This is a genomic window from Actinoalloteichus fjordicus (assembly GCF_001941625.1).
Taxonomy (GTDB): Bacteria; Actinomycetota; Actinomycetes; order Mycobacteriales; family Pseudonocardiaceae; genus Actinoalloteichus_A; species Actinoalloteichus_A fjordicus.
Window position 1 is genome coordinate 2627334 of the sequence record NZ_CP016076.1, and the last position, 17963, is coordinate 2645296.

Below are 17963 nucleotides of genomic sequence, written 5' to 3' on the forward strand. Positions count from 1 at the left end.
TGATGGCGCAATCACAGACTTCGGTCCTCGGCCAGAAGCCGAGCGGCCCAGCGTGTCCGCAATGCGAGTACGTCACCATCGTCGGTGACCTCTTCTGCGAGGAGTGCGGCGAGAACATGGGCCCGCTCCTGGCGAGCTCCGCCGCCGAGGAGCCCCCGTCGGTCGTGCCCGCGGGCGCACCGGTCTGCGCGTCCTGCGGCCACGGACAGTTCACCAGCGACGGCTTCTGCGCGCGCTGCGGTCGGGCCAAGCCCGCCGAGAACGATCGGGTCGAGGTCGATCTCGACGTCGTCGCGGGGGTCAGCGACCGGGGACTCCGACACCACCACAACGAGGACGCCTTCGGTCTGCGGACTCAAACGTCGCCAGACGGGTCGCCTGCGGTCGTGGTGGTGGTCTGTGACGGGGTGTCCTCCTCGTCCCGCGCCGAGGATGCGTCCCGCGTCGCCGCCTACACGGCGGCCGAGCTGCTCTCCGAGGCGGTCCGGGCGGGTTCGGAGCCCGCCGAGGCGACGCGCAGGGCGGTCCGCGCCGCCACCGAGTCGGTGGCCCGCCTGCACACCGACGCGGCCGACCGTGATCCGCCGTCCTGCACGTTCGTCTCGGCGGTCGTGACCTCGACGGAGATCACCGTGGGCTGGGTGGGCGACAGCCGGGCGTACTGGCTCGCCCTGCCCGATCCGGAGTCCACAGTGGTCAACCCCGGTGTCGTCGGGGGCGCGGACATCGCGATCAGCTCCGAGGCCCACCGTGATCGGGTGGCCGAGGTCGTCGCCTCGGGCGGCTCCGCCTGCCTGACACTGGATCACTCCTGGGCGAGGCAGATGGTCTCCACCGGCGAGATGACCGAGCTGCAGATCCAGGGCGACCGCCGCGCCGCCGCGCTGTGCCGTTGGCTCGGGGCGGACTCCGACGGCAGGCCTGCCGAGGTCGTCACGATCCGACCGGACCGGCCGGGCGTCGTGCTGATCTGCACCGACGGCCTGTGGCACTACCTGGGCGACCCGACGCAGACGGCGGTGCGAGTCGCCGGGCTCGGCGACCCCTTCACCGCAGGCCGCGAACTGACCAGCCTCGCGCTCCGGGGCGGTGGTCACGACAACATCACGGTCGCGCTGGTGCCGTTCCCGTTGGGGCGCGGAGGGACCACCGTCTGAGACGGGACACGTGCGGACACATCGCTGCGCAGCTGCGATGACCGACCGGCGGGGGTGTCGGCGCGTTCCCGGCGGATTCGGCGGGAGGAGTCGTCGCGATGGTCAGCGGGCTGGATTTCGAGGTCACGGTCGATCAGAACAGACATCTGCCCGTCGGCGGGCGTGACGTCGACGCGATCGTCACGGTGACCGCCGCCGAATCCGGGGAGACGGGGAGCGTCGGCTCGGCCGCCACCGAGGACACGACGGTGGTCATCATGGTGGACTGCTCGTCCTCGATGAACTGGCCGAGGGCCAGGATCGCCGCCGCCCGCCAGGCCACGGTGACCGCTGTCGACGCGCTGCGCGAGGGAGTTCGGTTCGCCGTCATCGCGGGAAATCTGACGGCCCGGATGGTGTATCCACCGCATCGAGGCCTCGCGCGGGCTGATGCGGCGGGCCGGGCGGCGGCCAAGCAGGCGATCCGGGAGCTGCGTGCCGACGGCGGCACCGCGATGAGTCGGTGGCTGCTGTTGGCCGAGGAGCTGTTCCGTTCTCAGCCGGGCGGCGTGCGACACGCCATCCTGCTCACCGACGGAGTCAATCAGGGTGAGGACGAGGCCGAACTGGCCGAGGGACTGGCGGCCTGCCGGGACCGGTTCGTCTGCGACTGCCGAGGAATCGGGACGGACTGGCGGGTTCCCGAACTGCGTCGGATCGCCGAGACCCTGTTGGGAACGGTGGACATCGTCGCAGAGCCGGGTAACCTGGCCGAGGACTTCCGGGCCATGACCGACGCGGCGATGGGCAAGGAGGTGGCGGACGTCGCCCTCCGGCTATGGACACCGCAGACCGCTCGCCTCCGTTTCGTCAAGCAGGTCGACCCGGACATGGTCGACCTGAGCGAGCGGCGGGTGCCCTCGGGCGCGATGACCGATGACTTCCCGACGGGTTCGTGGGGCGCCGAGACGCGTGCCTACCACGTCGGCGTCGAGATCGAGCCGATCGAGATGACCGATCGGATGCTGGCCGCGCGGATCAGCGTCGTCACGCCCTCCTCTGACCAGTCCGGTCCGCTCGCCACCGGACTGGTCCTCGCGGAGGGCACCGCCGACCTGATGCAGGCGACGATCGTCAACCGCGAGGTGGCGCATTACACCGGACAGGCCGAACTGGCCGGAGCGATCCGGGAGGGCCTGGCGGCGCGGGCGGGCGGCGACCTGGACATGGCCACGAGGCGGCTGGGGCGCGCCGCCGAGTTGGCCGAGTCCTCCGGCCACCGCGACACCGCGCGGCTGCTGGCCGAGGTCGTGGAGGTGGACGAGCACACCGGCACGGTGCGACTGCGCTCCCGGATCAGTGCCGAGGCGGAGATGACGCTGGACGCCCGCTCCACCCGCACCGCCAGGGTCCGGCCGCAGGCGAGTCAGGAGGACGGCTGATGCCCACCTGCGCCGCGGGGCATGTCACTTCGGCGCAGGACTACTGCGAGGTCTGCGGTCGGGAGCTGGCGTCGGCGCCGCCGTCCGACGGGGGCACGCCGTGGTGGCGGGGGATCGACGTCGAGCCTGCGCGCGCCGCCTCGGCGGGCAGGCCGGAGCGGCCGAGCACCGTCGGCGAACCGGTCGCGGTCGCAGCCGAGCAGCCTGCCGCCGAGCGGGGCCGCTGTCTGGAGTGCGATACGCCTCGCAGCGGCCGATTCTGCGAGGAGTGCGGCAGCGACTCCTTCGTGGGTGCGCCAGCGGCACCCGATCGTCGCGCCGTGGTGAGCTGGCATGCGCTGGTCACCGTCGATCGAGACCAGTTCGAGGCCGTGGTGGCGCGCGACGGCCCCGACGCCGGGACGCTGGTGCTCCCCGGCGCTCGCGAACCGAGGAGGGTGGCGCTGACGGCCGCCGAGATCCACCTGGGCAGGCGAAGCAGGTCGGCGGCGATCCAGCCCGACATCGATCTCAGCGACGACCCCGGGGTCTCCCAACGACACGCGCGGCTCACCCGCGTCGACGCGGACCACTGGGAACTCGTCGATCTCGGCTCGACGAACGGCACCGCGCTCGACGACGGCAGGGTGCTCGCCCCGCACACGCCGACCCTGCTCGGTGACGGCGCTCGGATTCTCCTCGGTGCCTGGACGGCCGTCGAACTGCGGAGCGAGACGGCCCGCTGACCCGTCGAGACCGTCGTCGATCGGTTCGGCACTCGGCACGCCGGGGTTGATCTACGGCGGAGCAGGCCGCAGGCCTATCGTGTACGGGCAGGCTCGCGCCTGTTCGCGGGTGGCCCTGGGACGCGGCCGTGGTGCTCGCTCGACGACGACGGCACCGTGAGGAAAGGGGCGACACCAGTGGACTCCGTCGGTGGTTTCGCGGCGGCACTCCTGTCCTGGCTGCATCGCCTGGTGGGCGCGAACTTCTGCCCTGGTGAGTGGGCGTGGACGGTGACGGGCGCCGGGTTCCTGGTCGGCCTGATCATCTCCTTCGGCAGCCTGATCATCGCGATCCTGCGCAAGGGCATCGGCAACCGCTATAACACGGGGACCGGCCTGCTGATCGGCCTGATCGGCGTGTGCACGGCCTTCGTCATCCCGCTGCTCTTCTTCCGGGGCATCTCCGATGTGATCACCGCTGCGGCGGCGGGCGCCGGTCCGCTGGCGACCGAGGCACAGATCAGCCTGAGCCAGGGCGTCTGCGTGGGCGAGTTCACCACCCAGGGCGGCTATCTGGTGTCCGCGGGCACCGTCGGCGACGCGATCGGAGCCGACTCGGCACTGCGCTGGCTGCACATCGCGGCGCTGGTGGCCCTGCCCATCGTGCTGCTCGGCCTCGTGGCCTGGCAGGGCAGGCTTGCAGCCCGGCGGGGACCGGCGTGGCCTGGTGTGACGCTGTGGGCGCCCTTCGCCCTGCTGGCGCTCTTCACGGCCGGTCTCACCGCCCAGGTCGTCGTGCATCTCTGGGTCGGGCTGCTGCCCGCCCTCTTCCTCGGCGCACTGGTACTGCTGGCCGTGGGCCCGCCGCCGCGCGCGGTCATCGACTGGTCCGAGCGGCCCGAGTCCGACGACGCCGATCGGCGATACCAGGACCAGGGCCGGGCTCAGCGCGACTCCGAGGACGTCCACGACGCCAGGGATCCCCGGGACTCCCGCCGACTCGCTCAGCAGGACGCGCAGTACCAGCCGATGGCCCAGCAGCAACCGGCCCAGCAGGCGATGGCTCAGCAGCCGCCTCCCGAACAGCATCGACCGCCGCCGCCCGCGACGCGGGTGGGCAGGCCACTCGAAGAGCCTCGGCCGATCCTGCCGCCGCTCTCCACCGAGATGAACTCTCCCGCAGGCGAGCAACCGCCGAGGCTCGCCGACACGCCGGGACCGCTGCCGTTCTTCCTCGGCGGGGCGGCTCCGGCGGGCGACTCGGCGCGCGCCGAGTCGGACGCGGGCTCCGGCGTCGACGTGCCGACGCTGCTCGGCGGTCACGTGCCGGTGAGCGGCAGCGGTGCCGGGCGCGACCGGTTCCGGCGCATCCGCAGACTGGGCAAGGGCGGGTTCGGCGAGGTGTGGCTGGCCGAGGACACCAGCCTCAACCGACAGGTGGCGGTCAAAATTGCTCATGCCCCCGACGCCGAGACCGAGGAGCGGATGCTGCGCGAGGCGCGGGCACTGGCCGCCGTCCGGCATCCGAACTGTGTGCGGATCTACGACATCCTCGAAGACCTCGGCGACGCCACCGACGGCCTGGCGATCGTGATGGAGTACATCGCGGGCGAGCCGCTGTCCGAGGTGGTGCGCGGGTCGGGCACCCTCGACGACGTCGCCGCCGCCAGGCTGTGGGGCACGATGGCCGAGGCGTTGGGGGCAGCCCACGACAAGGGGCTGCTGCATCGTGACATCAAGCCGGGCAACATCTTGCTGGATGAGGCGGGCTCTCCCCAGCTCATCGACTTCGGGATCGCTCGCAGCGACGGCGACAGCACGTTGACCGCGACCGGCATGATGGTCGGCACCCCGGACTTCCTGGCCCCGGAGGTCGCCAGGGGCGAACCCGCGACACCGTCCTCCGACAGCTGGCAGCTCGCCGCGACCGTCGCCTACGCGTTGACCGGCAGCCCGCCACGGGGGTATCGGGACAGCCCCATGTCGGCGTTGATGGCCGCCGCCCAGGCTGCGGAGGTCGTCCATCTTCCCGAGCGGAGCAGACACCGGTCGCGACTGATCGCGGCATTGGGACCGGAGCCTGCCCGCCGTCCGACGCTGTCGGCGATCTCGACCGAGATGACCTCCTTCCTGAGCGGTTCCGGGGCGAGCGCCGACGGGCCGGTGACCGAGCGACTCAAGCCGACCGACGCCAGGTCCGGTCCGGGTTCCGCCGACGCGACCACCCGCCGGGCCAGCCCCGTCGTTCCCGCCGGGCCGTCGGAGCGCGGCCCAGGGGCTCCCTCGACCGGGCAGGCAGGCCGACCACCGCTGCCGCCGCGTCCGGCCGGACCCGGCGGACACCCCGGACCCGGCAGACCGGGGCGCGGACCCGCACCGGGATCGCCGCCCGGTCCGGCCGCGCACGGCGGGCCCGCCCCCACACCGCCGGTGGCAGGCGCCCAGCCGCCCGCAGGCCTGCGGCCGAACCCCGGCAGGGGTCCCGCTCCGTCGGGCCGGAGCGGTCATCTCAGACCCGCCGGACCAGCAGGAACGCCGGGTCAGGTCGGTCAAGGGCAGGGTCCGGCGGCACCGCTCGGCAGGCCGGGGCGCGGCGGACCGGTCCCGACCGCAGGTACTCCGGACCAGACCGAGGACCCCGCCGCTGCGGCGAATCAGACCGACGTCGTCCGTCCGCCCGTCGCGGGCCCCGGTGCCCAACCCGGCGGCCCGACCCCGACCCGGGCCCAGCCTGCCCCGCCGCAGGCGAGTCCCGGCGGCACCCGCCGATTCACCTCCCCCTTCGACCAGGAGGACTGAGGCGGGGCGGTCTCAGCCTGCCCGGAGCCGATAGGCAGGTCGGTCGGGGTGGTCCATCCGAACGGTCAGGTCCGCAGTCTGGTCGGGCCGGGCCGTCGCGACGTAGTCGCGATGCGCAGGCAGCGTCCAGTGCAGATCGGGAGGGAGCAGCCTGGCGGCGGCCTGCGCCGAGACCGCCAGGTGGATGCCGAGGTCGAAGTCCAGCGTGCCGTCCAACAGGAACATTCCGTCGACGACCAGGACGGCGCCGGGTCGGAGTTCGACATAGTCGGCCCTCGTGGCTCGGTCGGCGACGGCGTCCCACCGACTCGGCAGCACCCGTCCGGTGCCCGTCGCCCCGGCAGGCTCCAGCACCTCTCGGCGCAGCGCGCCTCGATCCAGCCAGTCCGGGTAGGCCTCGACGTCCTCGCGGCCGTGCTCCAGCCGTAGCGACGCCGGGCGCAGAAAGCCCGATGCCGCGACGCGCAGGGCGGGGCGGCCGCGCCGCAGCAACTCCTCGACGAGCGCCGTCGCCAGATCGCGGCCCTGCTCGGCCACGGGTGCGTCCACGGCCAGCCGCAACCAGGGCCTGCCGGGCTGCTCGGCGACCCAGTCGGCCAGCTCGGCGGGCAGTCGGTCCGCTGTGCTCGATCGGAACGTCACCGGGTGATCGTCGCAGAACCCGCATCCCGCTTCACGTCCTGTGCAGGAGCAGCAGACCGAGGCGAGCGGGCGGCCGCAGGGCGGCTCGTGGCGGCCTTCGTCCGGCGGCGACCCGTCCTGCGCGACCCGGCCTGCGACCGGACCGCACGGCGCGCCCACGAGCGTGCGCCGCCGAGGGGCGCGGAAACCGCCCCGCCGCGCCGTCACTTCGCGTCCGCGTAGCAGCGGACACCCGCGATCTCCATCGGGAACAGCACCGGTGTGTTGCCGAACACGAGCCGAGCCGCCTCCCGCGCGGCCTCGCGGATCAGCCGAGTGACCTCGGGGACCGCCGCGTCCCGACAGTGCACGATGACCTCGTCGTGTTGGAAGAACACCAGTTCGGAGTCCTGGCGGTCGAACAACGCGGTCCGCAGGACGGCCACCAGCGTGGCGGCCCAGTCGGCCGCGCTCGCCTGCACGACGAAGTTCCTGGTGAAACGCCCTCGGGCCCGCCCTGCCCGCATGGACCGCTGCTCGTCGCCCTCGGTCTGTTCCTCGTCGTCGCCGGACCGACCGCCGTCCAAGGCGGAGGGCGGACAGGTTCGCCCCAGGTGCGACCGGACCAGCCCGCCCGCCTCGCCCTGCCTGGCCGCCTGCTCGACGTACTCCACGGCGACGGGGAAGCGTCGCCGCAACGCGGCGACCAGCATGCCTGCCTCGCCGCTCGTCTGCCCGTACAGCGCGGCCAGCACGCCGATCTTCGCGCGGTCCCGGTCGCCGCCGAACGCCTCGGCGGCGGTGGTCCGGTAGAGGTCGGCGTCGCGGCTGGCGGCGGCCAGGCCGGGATCTGCCGAGATGGCGGCGAGGACCCTCGGTTCGAGCTGGCAGGCGTCGGCGACCACCAGCGTCCAGCCCGCATCGGCGATCACCGCCCGCCGGATGGTCCGGGGGATCTGCAGCGCCCCGCCGCCTCGGCTGGCCCACCGGCCGGACACGACCCCGCCGGGCACGTACTGCGGGCGGAATCGGCCGCCGTGCACCCATTCGGCCAGCCAGGACCAGCCGTGCGCGGTGTGAATCCGAGACAGCTCCTTGTACTCCAACAGGAGAGGGACGGCCGGGTGATCCACCTCGCGCAGCACCCAGGAGCGGGTCGAGGACAACCGGATGCCCGCCTGGCCGAAGGCTCGGATGATCTCCTGCGGCGAGTCGGGGTGCAGGTTTCGGACGCCGAGCGCGGCGCCGATCGCCGCTGCCAGCTCGCCGAGCCTGCGCGGCATGACGCCGGGACCAGGCCGGGGCCCGAGCAGCCGGGTCAGCAGCTCGTGGTGGACGTCGGCCCGCCAGGGCAGCCCGAGCCTGCCCATCTCCTCGGCGACCAGTGCGCCCGCCGACTCGGCCGCCAGCAGCAGCCCGATCCGGTCGGGTCGACCCGTCGACATGGCCCGGCGGCGCTGGTCGGCGTGCACGGCGACGACCGCGTCGATCTCGCGGGCGTTGTCGGGAAGCGCGGGCACGGCAGGCTCGAACAGCGCGGGCGTCGACCCAGGGTCCGAGGCACGGGCGTCGGCGGGCACCGGAAGGCCGCGCAGCCTGGCCAGACTCGCCGGCAGGGCGGCGGGCTCCCCGCCGCGGCCCTCGTGGCCCAGCAGCAGGGCCTCGGCCAGCCGAAGGTCGTGACACCGACGGATTCGAACACCCGAGGCCGCCAACCTGGTCGCGAGCCGAGCGGCGTCGGCGGAGATCCACCGGGGAGCCGAGACCGCCTCCTCCGCCGCCACGGCCTCCGCGAGGTTCCGGACCGCCCGGATCGGCTCCACCGCCGTCCCGTCTCGGCTCACCCGGACCAGCGCGCCGCCCGTGTCCCCGACCCGGTCGTCCGCGCCCGCCACCGCCGTCCACATGCGGTGCATCCTCGTCCAATGCCCTGACATCGGCCGAAGGCTGCGGCCGGTCCGTGCCGCCCCGATCGGGCCGAGAGACCGACACGAGTGTCGAGAGCCTGCTCGGTGCGGCGAGAGCCGCAGGCCGGGCCGCTTTCGACGACGGCGGCCGGGACGCTGAGGCAGGCGGCGCGCGGGCTGCTTGCCCGCACCGGCCGGAGTTCCTCGCGGGCAGAGCCGGGCGTGCTCAGGACCCGGCGGCGCCTGCACTCGACGGTCCGGCTCGATGCCTGCCGATCCGCCGAGCCGCCTGCCTGCCCCCAGACCGGCGCCGCGATGCGGGTCAGAGCCGTTCGATGACGGTGGCGTTCGCCATGCCGCCGCCCTCACACATCGTCTGGAGGCCGTACCGCCCGCCGGTGTCCTCCAGGGTGTTGACCAGGGTCGTCAGCAGCTTGGTGCCCGAGGCGCCCAGCGGGTGCCCGAGCGCGATGGCGCCGCCACGCTGGTTGAGCCGGTCGAGGTCCGCGCCGAACTCGGCCGCCCACAACAGGGGGACCGGTGCGAACGCCTCGTTGACCTCGACCGCGTCGAGATCGTCGATGCCGAGGCCCGCGCGCTCCAGCACCCGTCGGGTGGCGGGCAGGACACCGGAGAGCATCAGCGTGGGGTCGTCGCCCACCACCGAGAACGCGTGGAACCGGGCCCTCGGCCGCAGGCCGAGCGCGGCGGCCCGTTCCTCGCTCATGATCAGCGTCGCGGACGCGCCGTCGGTCAACGGAGAGGAGCTGCCTGCGGTGACGCGCCAGTCGATCTCGGGGAACCGGTCCCCTGCCGCCTCGTCGACGAAGCACGGTCGCAGCCCCGCGAGGCTTTCGGCCGTGGTCGCCGGACGTACCGTCTCGTCCCGGTCGTGCACCCCGCCCGCCACCGGGACGCCGACGATCTCGCGGTCGAACGCGCCGGACTCCGCCGCCTGTGCCGCCAGCCGATGCGACCGGGCCGCGAACTCGTCGAGCTCAGAGCGGCTCAGCTTCCACCGCGCCGCCAGCAGTTCGGCGGCGATGCCCTGCTGCACCAGGCCCTCGGGATAGCGGGCGGCGATTCCCGCGCCGTACTGCTCCGAATCCTGGATGGAGGAGAACATCGGCACGCGGCTCATCGTCTCGACCCCGCAGGCGATGACCACGTCGTAGGCCCCCGCGAGCACGCCCTGCGCGGCGAAGTGGGCGGCCTGCTGGCTGGAACCGCACTGGCGGTCGATCGTCGTCCCCGGCACGTGCTCCGGGAAGCCCGCCGCCAGCACGGCCTTGCGAGTGACGTTGAAGCTCTGCTCGCCGACCTGGGACACACAGCCGCCGATCACGTCGTCCACCAGCGCCGGGTCGAGGTCGTTGCGAGCCTGCAATGCCCGGAGTGCGACCGCCAGCAGATCCACCGGATGAGTCCCGGAGAGGGCACCGCCCGGCTTGCCCCGGCCCGAGGCGGTGCGGACGGTGTCGACGATCACTGCGCTGGTCATGGTGGGTCTCCTCGAACGATGCCGATGGCGGTGTCCCCAGCCTGCCATCCCGGCATCGATGTCGACCATGCCGGGACGGCCGTCCTTCGAGGACTCCCCGGGACCGTTCCCGTTCTCGGCGGTATTCACAGGGGCTTTTTTCTCGTGTCGCTATTGTCATCCCCTCGCGAGCGCCCGACGGTCGGGTCTTCGCGTCATTCCTGGAAGAGGGGCGCAAGGATGGAGCTCTTGACCAGCCCGGAAGTCTGGGTCGCGTTCGCGACGCTGCTTCTGCTGGAGATCGTGCTCGGCATCGACAATGTCGTCTTCATCTCCATTCTGTCCGGCAAGCTGCCGCCGGAACAGCAGGCCAAGGCCCGGACCCTGGGTCTGAGCCTGGCGCTGATCACGCGCCTGCTGCTTCTCCTGTCGTTGTCCTGGATCATCGGCCTGACCGCCGATCTGTTCACCGTGTTCGGGATGGGCATCTCCGGCCGAGATCTGATCCTCTTGTTGGGCGGCCTGTTCCTGCTCGGCAAGGCCACCTACGAGATTCACGAACATCTGGAGGGCAACGAGCACGCCAAGGCGGGCAAGGTCGCCTCATTCGCCTCGGTGATCACTCAGATCCTGATCCTGGACATCGTCTTCTCGCTGGACTCGGTGATCACCGCAGTCGGCATGGTGGACGAACTGGCCGTGATGGTCGCCGCCGTCGTGATCGCCATGGGGATCATGCTGGTCTCCGCCGGTCCCATCAGCGACTTCGTCGGCCGACACCCCACGGTGAAGATGCTGGCTCTCACCTTCCTCGTGCTCATCGGTGCGAGCCTCATCGCGGAGGGCTTCGAACAGCACATCCCGAAGGGTTACGTCTACGGGCCGATCGCCTTCTCGATTCTGGTCGAGTTCCTCAACCTGCGGGCCAAGGCCAACCGCGCGAAGAACGAGCCGGTCCACCTGCGTGCCACCTACGTCAAGGACGGCGCGCCCGTTCCCGTCGGCGCCGCCTCGTCTAGTGCGGGCACTGTCGTCGACGCCTCCGTGTCGACGGCCGACCATGCGGGCTCGGCCGACGGTCATGCCGTCGTCGAGGGCGGTCGCGGCACCGGCGAGGGCGGCCAGGGCCGCGGAGCGGGGGGCGGAAGCTGATCCGGCGGCGGAGTCCGGCCGTCGGGGCCGCACCGACCTCGGTCGACGGCCCCGACGTGGGTGCTCGCCGCCGGAGACGATCTCAGACGGCGAAGGTCCTTCTCGGCAGGCTGGCGAGCAGGGTACGAGCCGAGGCGGCCACCCAGTCGCTGCCGACTGCGAGCAGCGCCGGATCCGGTGTGTCGGCATAGGGATCACCGTGTCGAAGCCTGTCGACCGACAGGGTCAGATGGGGGCCGCCCTCGGGCGGCCCCCACGCCGACGCGGGCGCCGGGCCCGCCAGCACCACCGACGGGGTGCCGAAGGCGTAGCTGAGATGGGCGACCCCGGTGTCCCCGCAGACGAGGAGGCGGGCGCGGGCGATCAACGCCGCCAGCAGGTCGACGTCGGTGCGGCCGGCCAGCACCTGCCTTCTGCTCAGCCCGGCGAGCTCGGCGACCCTGAGCGCCAGCGGGAGCTCGTCGGTCGATCCGGTGATCACCACGCGATGGCCTGCCTCGTGCAGACCCTGTGCCACCTTCGCGAAGCGCTCGGCGGGCCAGCGCCTGCTGATCTGCGGAGCACCGGGGTGCACCACCACCACTCGCGGCAGCCCGCCTGCCCGCTGCGGCCGGGTCAACCGCAGGTCGCCGGGGTCCGCGGCGACCCCGTGCGCGGCGAGCAGCCCGCACCACCGGTCCCGTTCGGGAGCCGTCGGGTTCCATTCCGGGCCGTCCCAGCCCGGCGCACGATGTCCGATGCGATGGTCGGGCCGGAGTGCGTCGAGGATTCTGGCACTCTTGGGCCCTCGGTCGTGCAGGTTCACCGCGATTTCGGTGCGCTCCGGCCAGTCGAGGACCCGCAGCCCGTGTGCACCGAGGACCTCGTCGACGGCGCCGGTCCGATAGGCCAGGGGAGCGAGACTCGGCGTGGTGGCCAGTACCAGTCGATGGGTGGGGAACGCGGCTCGCAGCCCGCGCAGCGCGGGAACCGAGGCCAGCAGATCGCCGATGCCGAGCGCCCGCAGCACGACGAGGTTGCGCACCCGTCGAGGCGCCGTCACTGCGGGCTTCCGGAGGTCTCGGCCGCAGTGCCTGCCTTGGGCTTCCCTGCCGTCCTGCCGTGGTTCGAGACCGTCGAGCTCATCGAGGCGACGCCGGTCGCCTGCGTGCCTGCGTCCAGACCCGTGACGTCCTTCGCCGCTGCAGGCGCGGCCGTCGGGTCCGGCTCGGCCCCCGTCTCCTGTGCGGGATCGGCCTGGACGGGAGACGGCTGAACGTGCGGCAGCCGGATCTGCGACGGATCGTCCTGGGTCGGCTCGACCTCCGCGGCGTCGGCGTCGGTACCCGCGTGCTTGCGGACGCCGATCTCCAACTGCATCGTGCCCAGTCCAGAGTGGACGTCGGGCGGGTCGAGCACCAGGCGCACCGAGTCGCTCAGCGTCTCCAGCACATGCCAGCCGAAGCCGTCCCGGTCGGGCTCGGCCGTGCTCCGCGTCGCGGTGCGCATCCTCAGCCGGATGTGATCGGGGGTCAGCCGGAACAGGCAGTCCAGGAACTCGCCTGCCACGCCCTGCCTGATGAGCACCGCGCACGCCTCTTCGACCGCGAGTCGGAAGTCCTCGACACGGTCCATGTCGAACTCCTCGCGTGCCGCGAGATCGCCCGCCAGTCCCCGGACCAGCGCAATGCGCTCTGCCGTGGCCGCCACCCGGAGATGGACGTCCTCGCCGCGCGCCGTCGAGTCCTGGTGAGCCTCGGCGGGCTTCACGGTCAACACATGATCACCTCACGAGTGTCGAAGGCCCGGCTCGTCGACTGGCAGTACCCGCCCTCGCCGTTCTTACACACCGCGAGTGACCTTCCCGTCGAGACTTCCCGTGACGACACCGGCCCATGCGGTGAGGTCGAGCCCCCGGCCGGAGTGAAGCGCGACTACCGTGGGTAGTAGTTCGTACCTTCACGTTTGCGGCCGATCGCCCCGGCAACCCCTCCGCACATGAAGGCCACGAGTGTTGCGGCGACCGGACGGCCCACCGGCCGGGTCTCGGCGGTGTTGTTCGACCGCGACGGCACGCTCATCGATGACGTGCCGTACAACGGGGATCCTGGGCGGGTTCGGCTGGTTCCGTCGGCCCGGCGCGCTGTCGAGCGGCTTCGTGCCCGAGACGTGCCGGTCGGCGTGATCACCAATCAGTCCGGGATCGGGCGAGGGCTGCTCGTGCCGGAGCAGGTCAGGGCGGTGAATCGTGCGGTCGAGTCGCAGCTCGGTCGTCTCGACGTGTGGGAGGTCTGCCCGCATCCTCCTGCCGACGGCGGCGTGGGCTGTGCCTGCCGTAAGCCGAGGCCGGGAATGGTGCTCTCGGCTGCCCGACGCCTCGGCGTACCGGTCGGCGAAGTGGTGGTGATCGGCGACACCGGCAGCGACGTGCAGGCGGCACTCGCCGCCGGAGCGACGCCGATCCTGGTGCCCAGCCCGACGACGCTGCCTGCGGAGATCGAACAGGCCGCCTTGACCGCCGACGATCTCGACCTCGCCGTCGACCTCGCGCTGGGCCTGGTCCTGCCGGGGGTGATCGCGGAGGGCGTGCTGCCCGATCCGAGGTCGCCGGAGCCCGGACGTCGCCCGACCGGGCGCCTTCGGTGATCTCCCGGCGTGGCCGTGGGCGCCGTCGCCCGGCCGTGCCCAGCTGCCCGTCGTCGCTACGCCCGGTGGACCTCGATCCATCGCCGCGAACCGACGTCGCCGTCCCCCGTCGGTGTTCGTCGACGCGCGGCCGGACGAGACGACGCCGAGGAGACCTGCGCGGGGGCGGGGACGCGCCAGGATTCCCTTCTGTCGAGTGAGGACTCCCCCCGCCCCGCCCCGCCCCGCGTCGAGTCGAGTCGAGTTGAGCAGCCGTGCGGTCCGAGGCGCGCTCGGCGGGACGTGTCAGGACGTGCCCGACCCGGTCAGGCACCCACGATCGTCTCGTTCCCACCGAACCGGCGTGCGACGACGTCGACCCGTGTGCGGTGACGAGGGGCCTCCGTTCGGCGGACCTGGCCCGGCACCTGCCGTTGAAGATGCCCGCCATGGCGATGACGCGGAAGATGTCCATGACGACACCGTCTGGTGCAGGGACGGTCGAGGCGATCCCGATGGTGCTCGGGCTCCCGCGCTCGACAGGCCTCGGGCGGCGCGACAGCCGACGCCCGGCGGTCCGCCTACCCCGCGCCAGCGGAGGAGATCGCCGGGCGACTCGTCGGCAGGAGACGCCTGCGGATCTCCTGGCCGACGTGACCCGGCCCGGCGGGCTCGACGACGCCCGAGCCGAGAGAGGAGTTGGCGATGAGGATCGCGATGGTCTCCGAACACGCAGGCCCGCTGTCCGATCCGGGCCGAGAGGACTTCGGCGGGCGGCATGTCTACGTGGCGGAGTTGTCGGCCGCGCTCGTCGCCGCCGGTCATGACGTCTCGATCTATGTCAGGAGCGAGTCCACCAGCATCCCCGAGTCGGTCGAGCCGGGCGGCGTCCGCGTCGTGCCCCTGCTCGCGGGCCCCCGGCGCCCGCTCACGGAGGACGCCCGGCTGCCGCATATGGGACGGTTCGCAGGCGAACTCGCGGATGCCTGGCTCGCCGAGCCGCCCGACGTCGTACACGCGCACTCCTGGATGTCCGGCCTGGCGGCCTTGCTGGCTGCTCGGCGGCTGGCCATCCCCGTCGTGCAGACCTTCCACGATCTGAGCGTGGTCCTGCGACGGATCGAGGGAGCCGAAGGAGCAGGCGGGCCCCAGCGGCTTCGGCTGGAGCGGACGATCGCCTGCTCGGTCGATCAGGTGGCGGCGATGTGCACGGCGGAGGCCGTCGAACTCGTGAAGATGGGGGTGCCTAGGTCGTCCGTCACCGTGATGCCCTGTGGCGTCGACGTCGATCAGTTCACCCCCACCGGCCCGGCGGCCCCGAGGAGCGGACGGTTCCGGCTGCTCTGCGCGGCGGGCCAGGACCACCGCCATGGCCTCGACACCGTGATTCGTGCCCTGCGGCTGCTTCCGGAGGCCGAACTCGTGGTCGTGGGGGGCACGACGGCGCAGGCAGGCGATCCGCTGCGCGACGCAGAGACGGACGGACTGCGGACACTGGCTGAGCAGCTCGGGGTGGTCGACCGGGTGCACTGGGCTGGCCGCATTCCTCGGCGGCAGATGCCTGCCCTGTTCCGCTCTGCCGACGTGGTCGTGTGTGCCGCCTGGTACGAGTCGTCGGGCGTCGTGGCGGTGGAGGCGATGGCCTGTGCGATCCCGGTGGTCGTGGCCTCGACCGGCGGCCCCGCCGACACGGTGGTGGACGGGGTGACGGGTCTGCACGTCCCGCCCCGCGACGTCCGGGCGCTCGCCGCCGCCCTGCGCGGCCTCGTCAGGGACACGTCTCGGCGCCAGTCTCTCGGGGTGGCGGGCAGTGACCGGGCCAGAGCGCGATTCGCCTGGAGTCGTATCGCCGCCGACACCGCACGGGTCTACACCCGGCTCGCCGGGTCGGGGGCACCGGAGGAGACGGCCTTCGCGGGGCAGGGTGTCTGACGCCTCGCCTGCGAAGTGGTCTGCACCCCTGCTGCCACCGGCCGGTGGATCTGTCGGGCAGGGTGCGCCGATGCCGCCTGCGACGGGTCGTCGTTCGTCTCGGTCAGGACTCCTCGCGCGGGATCGGGACGGCCAGCGCGTCCGTGAGCGTGCAGTACACGGTCTTCGGATCGTCCATGCCGGTCGCGGCCAGCGCGCGACGGACGGGTCTTCCCGCGCACAACAGCCGGAGGGCGACCCCGTTCTCCTCGGCGGTGGTCAGCCCGTCGGCGAGCACCGCGAGGCCGGTGACGCCGAGGAAGCCCACCGCGCGCAGGTCGACGATCAGCGGGTCGCCGCCGTCTTCCAGTTGTTCGACCAGTGCTCGATCGAGCAGCGGCGCTGTGAGCATGTCGACCTCGCCGACCAGCGTGATCACCGTCGCCGAGTCCGTCGAGTCGGGGGAATGCTCCACTGAGAGCGTGAGCGCACGTTCGGCGCGGTCGAGACTGCTCACGGTGGGCGGGGCCGCCGACGTCGCCGATTCCCGATCAGACACGCGGGAGGGCCGATTCTCGAATGACGTCATGAATTCCCCTTCTCCGTAGTATCAGTATCGGGGTTCGTCGCACCCGAGGGCGTTCCGCTGAGTCGGGGCGACGCCGGATCACAGTCCTCGAAGGATCGCGACTGCCAGTCCGGTGCACGCACCGGTCGGCCTGGCAGTGTGCTCGTGGCTCGCGGCCGCCCTCTTCGTCACCGTACACGCGGCGACGAGTGCGGCGATGTTCGCTCGAAATCGGTACGAACCAGGATTCGTCGGCGGAGCTGGTTTCGCTCAGTGCGCGAATCCGTGCAGACGACTACTCGGAAGAGGGATTTTCTCGTGGCAATCTCGGCGAATATCTGAATCCCGTGCCAGCCCGCTCCGGTGCCGCCGACCGCGCGGCCAGAGCGACGGACACGGGACGAGACGGGCCCGGCATGCCGGAGGCCTCCGACCCAGGGTGAGCGGGTGGGAGGCCTCCGGAGACTGACGGACGTCGTCCTTCGAGCGGGGTTCAGCGCTCAGCGGGGACCGGGCTTCGGCCCGCTGGTGCCCGGCGTCGCGGGCTTGCCTGCCGGATTCGGCGGCGGTCCCGGCCGAGGGCCGGGGCGCGGGCCGGGCTTGGGACGGCCGGACGGGCCGGGCTTGGGCGGCTCGCCTCCCCCCTCGTTCTGAGGAGTCTCGTTCTGGGCCGTCTCGTTCTGGGCAGCCCGAGGGACGTCGCCGCGCCAGCCGCCGGTCTCCCGCCCGCGTGCCTCGATGAACTCACGGAATCGTTCGAGATCAGCCTGGATCTGGTGTGCCACCAGCCCGAGCCCGCTGCCTGCCTTCTCGACCAGCCCGTCCGGCTCGTAGTCCATCTGGAGGTGAACCCTGGTCGTCGCCGCGTCCAGGCGGTGCAGCGTCACCACGCCGCTCTGTGCGGGGCCGTTCATGGAGCGCCAGGCCACCCGCTCGTCGGGATGCTGCTCGGTGATCTCGGCGTCGAACTCCCGAGTCACCCCCGCGATCGAGGTCTGCCAGTGCGTTCTGGTCGGTGTGAGCTGCTCGATGCGGTCCACGCCGCTCATGAACTGCGGGAACGACTCGAACTGGGTCCACTGGTTATAGGCCCTGGACACCGGCACATGCACGTCGACCGACTTCGTGATGGTCGCCACGACGATCCTCCTTCGCTGGACTGCGCTGCCGCTCGGATACCCGTGTTCTGGGTTCTCACACCTGGTTCCACGACGTCGTGCCCTGCCCGCTTCGAGCCGCTGCCCCGGCTCGGCCTGCGAGGCCTCGTCGCCGCAGGACGGGACTCTTCCGACGTGGTTCGCAGTCCGACGAACACGGGGCGGGCCGCTCCGCACCGGCAGACGGTCTCGGCCGCCTCAGAGCCCTCTGATGAAGGCGATCAGGTGTGTGACGACGAAGCCCAGGACGAGCACCAGGAGCACCACCATGAGCACGAAGACGAGCGTGTTGACCCAGCGTGGAGAGGGGGTGGTCTCCTGATGGGCGAGTCCCTGGGTGGCACTTCCCTCGACGGGCGGGGTCGCTCCAGGAGAGACGCCGCCACCGGGTTCTGCGGCCGAAGGAGGGTCCGGCTCGGGATCGGGAGGAAGCGTCATCTGCGACGAGTACCCGTCGACACTCGTCGCAATCCCGGTCCGGT

The 17963-nt window shown here is 72.1% G+C and carries 15 protein-coding genes; 7 read left to right on the forward strand and 8 right to left on the reverse strand.

Features of this window, described 5'->3' with window-relative positions:
* Positions 1-2 precede the first annotated feature (2 nt).
* From UA74_RS11745 to UA74_RS33480, 4 genes are all read left to right on the forward strand, one after another.
* Positions 3-1157 carry a protein phosphatase 2C domain-containing protein gene (locus UA74_RS11745; protein WP_075740284.1) on the forward strand — a complete coding sequence of 385 codons (1155 nt, stop codon included), beginning with the start codon at positions 3-5 and terminating at the stop codon, positions 1155-1157.
* 98 nt (positions 1158-1255) lie between these two features.
* Entirely contained in the window at positions 1256-2578 is a 1323-nt protein-coding gene (locus UA74_RS11750; protein ID WP_075740285.1) for a VWA domain-containing protein, read from the forward strand.
* Entirely contained in the window at positions 2578-3303 is a 726-nt protein-coding gene (locus UA74_RS11755; RefSeq protein ID WP_075740286.1) for an FHA domain-containing protein, read from the forward strand. The genes UA74_RS11750 and UA74_RS11755 overlap by 1 nt, the downstream gene beginning before the upstream one ends.
* A 177-nt stretch (positions 3304-3480) precedes the next feature.
* On the forward strand, positions 3481-6081 hold the full coding sequence (locus tag UA74_RS33480) for a serine/threonine-protein kinase (protein ID WP_075740287.1): 2601 nt from the start codon (positions 3481-3483) through the stop codon (positions 6079-6081).
* A 12-nt stretch (positions 6082-6093) separates the two neighbouring features.
* Here UA74_RS33480 and UA74_RS11765 read toward each other — a convergent pair whose 3' ends face one another.
* The 3 genes from UA74_RS11765 to UA74_RS11775 all read right to left on the reverse strand — a co-directional run bounded on the left by UA74_RS11765 (position 6094) and on the right by UA74_RS11775 (position 10110).
* Positions 6094-6723, reverse strand: a complete 630-nt coding sequence (locus UA74_RS11765; RefSeq protein WP_075740288.1) for a nucleoside/nucleotide kinase family protein — start codon at positions 6721-6723, stop codon at positions 6094-6096.
* Between the two features lie 203 nt (positions 6724-6926).
* On the reverse strand, positions 6927-8609 hold the full coding sequence (locus tag UA74_RS11770) for a bifunctional 3'-5' exonuclease/DNA polymerase (RefSeq protein WP_075740289.1): 1683 nt from the start codon (positions 8607-8609) through the stop codon (positions 6927-6929).
* Positions 8610-8931: 322 nt separating this feature from the next.
* Positions 8932-10110 (reverse strand): thiolase family protein, encoded by a 1179-nt coding sequence (locus tag UA74_RS11775; protein ID WP_075743700.1) that lies wholly within the window; start codon positions 10108-10110, stop codon positions 8932-8934.
* A 219-nt stretch (positions 10111-10329) separates the two neighbouring features.
* Between UA74_RS11775 and UA74_RS11780 the strand changes: the two genes are divergently transcribed.
* Positions 10330-11241: a TerC family protein gene (locus tag UA74_RS11780; RefSeq protein ID WP_083683139.1), complete on the forward strand. Its 912-nt coding sequence runs from the start codon at positions 10330-10332 to the stop codon at positions 11239-11241.
* Positions 11242-11323: 82 nt separating this feature from the next.
* On the opposite strand, the gene UA74_RS11785 is transcribed toward UA74_RS11780, so the two are convergent.
* Positions 11324-12283 (reverse strand): glycosyltransferase family 9 protein, encoded by a 960-nt coding sequence (locus tag UA74_RS11785; protein ID WP_075740290.1) that lies wholly within the window; start codon positions 12281-12283, stop codon positions 11324-11326.
* Positions 12280-12999 (reverse strand): ATP-binding protein, encoded by a 720-nt coding sequence (locus tag UA74_RS11790; protein ID WP_075740291.1) that lies wholly within the window; start codon positions 12997-12999, stop codon positions 12280-12282. The genes UA74_RS11785 and UA74_RS11790 overlap by 4 nt, the downstream gene beginning before the upstream one ends.
* A gap of 219 nt (positions 13000-13218) precedes the next feature.
* Here UA74_RS11790 and UA74_RS11795 point away from each other — a divergent pair, with 219 nt between their 5' ends.
* Complete coding sequence (locus UA74_RS11795; RefSeq protein WP_075740292.1) at positions 13219-13866, forward strand: D-glycero-alpha-D-manno-heptose-1,7-bisphosphate 7-phosphatase; 648 nt, start codon at positions 13219-13221, stop codon at positions 13864-13866.
* Between the two features lie 684 nt (positions 13867-14550).
* Positions 14551-15777, forward strand: coding sequence for a glycosyltransferase (locus UA74_RS11800; protein ID WP_075740293.1), 1227 nt, complete (start codon positions 14551-14553; stop codon positions 15775-15777).
* A 103-nt stretch (positions 15778-15880) separates the two neighbouring features.
* Here UA74_RS11800 and UA74_RS11805 read toward each other — a convergent pair whose 3' ends face one another.
* From UA74_RS11805 to UA74_RS11815, 3 genes are all read right to left on the reverse strand, one after another.
* A complete protein-coding gene (locus UA74_RS11805) occupies positions 15881-16345 on the reverse strand; it encodes an STAS domain-containing protein (RefSeq protein ID WP_075740294.1) in 465 nt (154 codons plus the stop codon).
* 479 nt (positions 16346-16824) lie between these two features.
* Complete coding sequence (locus UA74_RS11810) at positions 16825-17463, reverse strand: SRPBCC family protein (RefSeq protein ID WP_075740295.1); 639 nt, start codon at positions 17461-17463, stop codon at positions 16825-16827.
* Between the two features lie 216 nt (positions 17464-17679).
* Positions 17680-17919, reverse strand: coding sequence for a DUF6480 family protein (locus UA74_RS11815; protein WP_075740296.1), 240 nt, complete (start codon positions 17917-17919; stop codon positions 17680-17682).
* Between the last annotated feature and the right edge of the window lie 44 nt (positions 17920-17963).